Origin of the sequence: Corallococcus exercitus (assembly GCF_003611585.1) — a bacterium.
GTDB classification, from domain to species: domain Bacteria; phylum Myxococcota; class Myxococcia; order Myxococcales; family Myxococcaceae; genus Corallococcus; species Corallococcus exercitus.
This window is the reverse complement of the sequence record NZ_RAVW01000562.1, coordinates 1-5,156: the sequence shown is the minus strand read 5'-3', so window position 1 is coordinate 5,156 and position 5,156 is coordinate 1. Positions and strand designations below refer to the sequence as shown.

Genomic DNA, 5,156 nt, shown 5'->3' with positions numbered 1-5,156 from the left:
AGGTGTATAAGAGACAGTCCCCAGCCCGCCCGGCGTCAGCGGAATGCGCAGCGCGGAGGTCCCCAGCCCGGTGGGCACGGGGATGGACAGCGCCGGGCGCTCCTCCGAGTGCTGGTTCATGTAGCGGTTGGAGCGCATGTGCCACTCGTGGCCGCCGGACTGCCAGTCCTGGAGGCCCCGCAGGTACGAGAGCACCTGCGCCTGCTCCACCGGGTTGAGGGCGTTCTCCGCGAAGAGCCAGGGCAGCTCCGTGGCGAAGGTGGCCTCGAACTGCTGGAGCCGGGACGTGAGCAGGTCGTTGACCAGGTCCGCCGCGCGCTGGGTGTCGCAGTCGAGGAACTTCTCCACCACCAGCACGCCGTTGGAGAGCTCGCCCTCCTCCAGCTCGCGCTCGTAGGAGAACAGGTCGTTGCGCAGGTGCACCGCGTCGGAGAACGTGTCCTTGAAGACGCGCATCGGCCGGCTCTTCACGACGCGGGCCGGGATCTCCGCGGCCACGGCGTGCTCCACCAGGTCCGACGACCAGGGCGCGCCGCCCACCTTGCGGCGCATCTCGATGTACTCGATGGGGTTGGAGACGCGCGCCTCGCTGATGTTCTCGATCTCCCACATCGACTCATCGAGCAGGTGCTTGGTGTTCTCGAAGAAGCGGCGGCGCCAGTCCATGGACATGGAGGGCACGGTGCGCTGCCACAAATCCCAGAGGGCGCGCTCCACCGGGTTGACGGGCTCCGGCGGCGTCTGGGACAGGTCCAGCGGCATGAACAGCGGCAGCCGGTCCAGGTAGGCCTGACCGCCCTTCACGTCGCGCGAGTACTTGAAGACCTCCAGGAAGTGGTCGTCGAAGTAGAAGACCCAGACGTACCAGTCCGTGATGAGATCCAGCTCCGGGCCCGGCGCCTCCGGGTGCGTGTACGCACAGAGCAGCGCGTAGTCCATGCCGTCGAAGCGGCGCTCGGACCACACCTCACGGTCCGTGCCGTCCCGCGGCGGCCCCAGGATGCCCATCTGGTACGACCACGCCTTGGTGTGCGCGCGAGCCGTTTCCAGGTTCGGGTTCAGGCGCGCCGGCCATGGCACATAGAAATCCGGAAGCTGAAACGGTTGCTTCTGTCGTGCCTTGGACATTCAGACCCCTCGTTGAACCCGAGGGGCTTGTACCGACGTCCACTGGCCAACACCACGACAACCCGGCTCACCCGGAGAACTTGAGTAATCCGGGGAATAAGGGCTGGCAAGGATGGGACATGGACCCACCCGGAACGGTGGCGGGAATCCGGTGGAGATGGCCATTCCCGCCACTCGCGGCATGACGAGCCACGGGCCGGAACAGCCTTTCTTCCCAACACCTGAGAGGACGAAACACCGCGGTGCGGGGAGTGCATCCCTTCCAAGGGACCGCCGCCTCCCCGCGTTCCGCCAGCGGAACGGGCCGCTAGCGGCGCGTGGAGCGGCGCGACGGGCTCTTGCGAGCGGACGTCTTGCGGGCGGACGTCTTGCGCGCGGACGCGCCACGGCTGGACGTCTTGCGGGCGGTGCGGCCGGCGGCGGCGCGACGGGCCGGAGCCTTGCGGGCGCCACGCTTCGCGGTGGCCTTCTTCGCGGCGCCACGCTTCGCGGTGCCGCGCTTGCCGGCGGCCTTCTTCGCGGTGCGCTTGCCCGCGGCCTTCTTCGCCGTGGTGCGCTTCGCGGTCGCCTTCTTCGCGGCGCCCGTGCGACGGGACGACGCCTTGCGGGCGCCCTTGCGCGCACCGGAGGAGCGGCGGCGCGACGGCGTGGCGGACGTCGCCTCACCCACCGGCTGCATCGTGTTGGACGACGGGGTTCCGTTCGGGTCCTGCATGTTCGACTCGGCGTGCATCAACTACCTCCAGGGATGACAACACCTGGAGGGTAAGCGCATTCGCCAGAAGTGCACGCATGCCGCCCTGTGCAGATGCACTCCACCTGACGAATGCGCGCGGTGCTACATCCCGCGCGAGGCCGAAAATCCGGCCTCGGAGCGCACGGCGATCACGCGGACCGCTACGCCGCGCCCTTCAGGAACGCGGCCAGCTTCTCGTACGCCACGGCCAGCGGCGGGATGGGCGCGCTCTCGTGGAGCTGGTGCGCCTGCGCCGTCTCACCGGGCCCGAAGTTCACCGCGTCCACGCCCCACTCGCCAAAGCGCGCCACGTCCGTCCACGCCTGCTTCGACGCGGCGGGCAGCCCCGTGAGCGCCATCAGCCGCTGGAACAGCGGGTTGCCCGCGGCCACCGGCCCGCTGGGCGACGCGTCCGTGAACTCCACCTCCGCGCGGCCCGCCACCAGCGCCAGCACGTCCTCCTTCGCCTGGGCCACGCTCTTGCCCGGCGCGAAGCGGTAGTTGAGGTTCAGCTCGAACGCCTCCGGCACCACGTTGCGCGCGCGGCCGCCCTTGGCCAGCGTGGCGCTGATGACCTCGTAGAAGGGGAAGCCCGCGACGTTCACCTCCACGCGCTCGCGCCCCAGCAATTCCGTGAGCAGCGGCCCCGCCTTGTGGATGGCGTTCTCCCCCTGCCACGGCCGCGCGGAGTGCGCGCTCCTCCCCGTGAAGCGGACGGTCACCTGCATGCTGCCGACACAGCCCACCTGCACCACGCCGTCCGTGGGCTCCATGGCGATGCCGAACTTCACGCGCGACAGGTCCGGCCGCTTCTCGTACAGCGGGATGAGGCCGCTCTCCGCGTAGGCGCCCTCCTCGCGCTCGTACAGGAGGAAGGCCACGTTGACGGGCAGCGCCTCGCGCTGGAGGTCCTCCGCCAGCGCCATCATCACCGCGACGCCGCCCTTCATGTCGGACGCGCCCAGCCCGTGCACGCGCTCGCCTTCGATGCGCGGCGCGCGGCCCACGTCCCCGGGGTGCATGGGCACCGTGTCCAGGTGGCCGATGAGCGCCACCGTGGGGCGCGGGTCCGCGAGCGACCCCAGCAGCAGCGTGTGCCCGACGCGGAAGATCTCCTCGCGGCGGAAGTGCCTCAGCGCCCAGCCTTCCACGTGGTCCGCGATGGGACCCTCGTGGCCAATGGGGCTTTCGATGCGACACAGCTCGAGCGTCGTCTGGGCGAGGCGGGTGGCGAGATCAATGGAAGCCATGCGCGAAGCACCATACTCCCCGCCCGCGCCCGGCACACCGTCCCGTCAGGCGCCGCTGTCCACCAGCTCCTCGAAGGACGTGACGCCATCCAGCACGGTGAAGCAGATGCACGCGGGGCCCTGCAGCGCGGTGAAGTCGTGCAGCGAGCCGTCCGTCTTCTCCAGCTCGTCGCCGGGCCACACCTCGTGGCCGTTGTCCTCGCGGAAGCCGCCCTCCAGCACCAGGTTCCACTCGCGGCCCTGGTGCGTGTGACGCGGGTAGCGGGCGCCGGGCATCAGGCGCACGACGGCGGCCATCATCCCCTCGCGCGCCGGCCCCGTCTCCACGGGCATCAGCTCCACGCCCGTCACCGGGCCGGGCATCCAGTGATTGGAATCCGCCATGGACTCCAGCAGCTCGCGGGCCCGTCCTTCCGTCACGTCCAGGAACGCGGCCACCTTCCCGGCCCAGCGGGCGAAGCGGCCGGGGCCCTCCATCTGGCCCATCAGCCGCGTGAGCACCGCGGCCGGAGGCGTCACCGGCGGGAGGAGCGCCCCCAGCGCATCCGCCGCGGGCGTCAGCCGGGCCAGCTCCGCCCGGCAGCGCGCACAGCCGTCCAGGTGCCGGGCCGCGGCGTCGCGCCGGGCCGGCTCCAGGGTCCCGAGCAGCCACTCGGGGAGGATGTCGTCGAGGTGTTCCATGAGTTCCCGGAAGGACAGCGGACGTAGCACGTCCCGTGACATCTATACGCGTCTCCGCCAGCGGCGGATTTTCGCACCGCTCACACCGCGACGGCGAAGTCCCGCAGGGCGGCGTTGAGGCTGGTCTTCTGGTCGGTGGACGCCTTGCGCTGCCCGATGATGAGCGCGCACGGGACCATGTACTTCCCGGCGGGGAACTGCTTCTCCCGCATGCCCGGAATCACCACGCTGCGGGCCGGCACACGGCCCTTGTGGATGACCTCCTGGGGCCCGGTGACGTCGATGATCTGCGTGGACGCGGTCAGCACCACGTTGGCGCCGAGCACCGCCTCCTCCTCCACCACCACGCCCTCCACCACGATGGAGCGGCTGCCCAGGAAGGCGCCGTCCTCGATGATGACCGGCGACGCGGAAGGCGGCTCGAGCACGCCGCCCAGGCCCACGCCGCCCGACAGGTGGACATGGCGGCCCACCTGCGCGCACGACCCGACGGTGGCCCACGTGTCCACCATGGTGCCCGCGCCCACCCGCGCGCCGATGTTCACGTACCCGGGCATCACCACCGCGCCCCGCTCCACGAAGGCGCCGTAGCGCACGGTGCCCGGGGGCACCACGCGCACGCCCGCCGCCTCCAGGCCCTTCTTCAGGGGCACCTTGTCGTGGAATTCGAAGGGGCCCACCTCCATCACCTGCATCTCCGACACGGCGAAGAACAGGAGGATGGCCTCCTTCACCCAGGCGTTGACCCGCCAGCCTTCCGGGCCCTTCTCCGCGACGCGCAGCTCGCCGGCATCCAGCCGCGCCAGCGTCTCGCGCACCGCCGCCACGGTGTCCGCGTCCTTCAATTTCGCCCGGTCCGCGAACGCCGCGGACACCCGCTGGGAGAGCTCTTCGAGGGATGTCGCCATGACGCGAAGTTCAATCACACTTCAGCGGTCCGCGCCCCTCCTGAGTGTCCACCTCCTGACGGCCGTCAGACGTGCGACGCGCCCGGCACCAGCGCCAGCGGATGGGTCAGCGACAGGATTTCCCCGTGATGCTGCTTGTCCGCGTCAACCAGGGGGCCGGTGCCCTCGCGCAGCACCACGGCGCCCCGGAGCACCCGGCCCACGGCGGACAGGGGCACTTCCTTCCAGTGGTGGTTGAAGGGCGAGTGCCGGACATAGAGGTGTTCCTGGCCGATGAAGGCCACGTAGCCCAGGTGCTTCCCGTCCGCCGAGCGGACCCGCATGCCGCCAATGATGGAGCGCCGCTCGAACGGCGTGTCGTCGAAAGCCATCGGTCGCTTCCTCCCATTCCCGTGCGCGGGAAAGGTGGGGATGGCCCGGAGGCGCCGCGAGCCGCCCTGCCTTGAGCCGGGC

General features: G+C 70.5%; 6 protein-coding genes. All 6 read right to left on the bottom strand.

Translation table 11 applies throughout. The annotated features are described in order from the left end of the window. A partial coding sequence (locus tag D7W79_RS38555; RefSeq protein ID WP_439099273.1) for a terpene synthase family protein occupies window positions 1–1,128 on the bottom strand: 1,128 nt, incomplete at its 3' end. Window positions 1,129–1,435: 307 nt separating this feature from the next. After that, window positions 1,436–1,861, bottom strand: coding sequence for a hypothetical protein (locus tag D7W79_RS38550; RefSeq protein ID WP_120530237.1), 426 nt, complete (start codon window positions 1,859–1,861; stop codon window positions 1,436–1,438). Window positions 1,862–2,025: 164 nt separating this feature from the next. Further along, complete coding sequence (dapE, locus tag D7W79_RS38545; protein ID WP_120530236.1) at window positions 2,026–3,114, bottom strand: succinyl-diaminopimelate desuccinylase; 1,089 nt, start codon at window positions 3,112–3,114, stop codon at window positions 2,026–2,028. A 45-nt stretch (window positions 3,115–3,159) separates the two neighbouring features. Further along, entirely contained in the window at window positions 3,160–3,795 is a 636-nt protein-coding gene (locus D7W79_RS38540) for a cupin domain-containing protein (RefSeq protein WP_120530238.1), read from the bottom strand. Window positions 3,796–3,875: 80 nt separating this feature from the next. Further along, window positions 3,876–4,703, bottom strand: a complete 828-nt coding sequence (locus D7W79_RS38535; RefSeq protein ID WP_120530235.1) for a 2,3,4,5-tetrahydropyridine-2,6-dicarboxylate N-succinyltransferase — start codon at window positions 4,701–4,703, stop codon at window positions 3,876–3,878. 65 nt (window positions 4,704–4,768) lie between these two features. Then, window positions 4,769–5,074, bottom strand: coding sequence for a hypothetical protein (locus tag D7W79_RS38530; protein ID WP_120530234.1), 306 nt, complete (start codon window positions 5,072–5,074; stop codon window positions 4,769–4,771). Between the last annotated feature and the right edge of the window lie 82 nt (window positions 5,075–5,156).

Bases quoted from the DNA above. Each gene is read 5' to 3' on its own strand.
- D7W79_RS38550 (WP_120530237.1), bottom strand. From the start codon at position 1,861: ATGCACGCCGAGTCGAACATGCAGGACCCGAACGGAACCCCGTCGTCC.
- dapE (WP_120530236.1), bottom strand. From the start codon at position 3,114: ATGGCTTCCATTGATCTCGCCACCCGCCTCGCCCAGACGACGCTCGAG.
- D7W79_RS38540 (WP_120530238.1), bottom strand. From the start codon at position 3,795: ATGGAACACCTCGACGACATCCTCCCCGAGTGGCTGCTCGGGACCCTG.
- D7W79_RS38535 (WP_120530235.1), bottom strand. From the start codon at position 4,703: ATGGCGACATCCCTCGAAGAGCTCTCCCAGCGGGTGTCCGCGGCGTTC.
- D7W79_RS38530 (WP_120530234.1), bottom strand. From the start codon at position 5,074: ATGGCTTTCGACGACACGCCGTTCGAGCGGCGCTCCATCATTGGCGGC.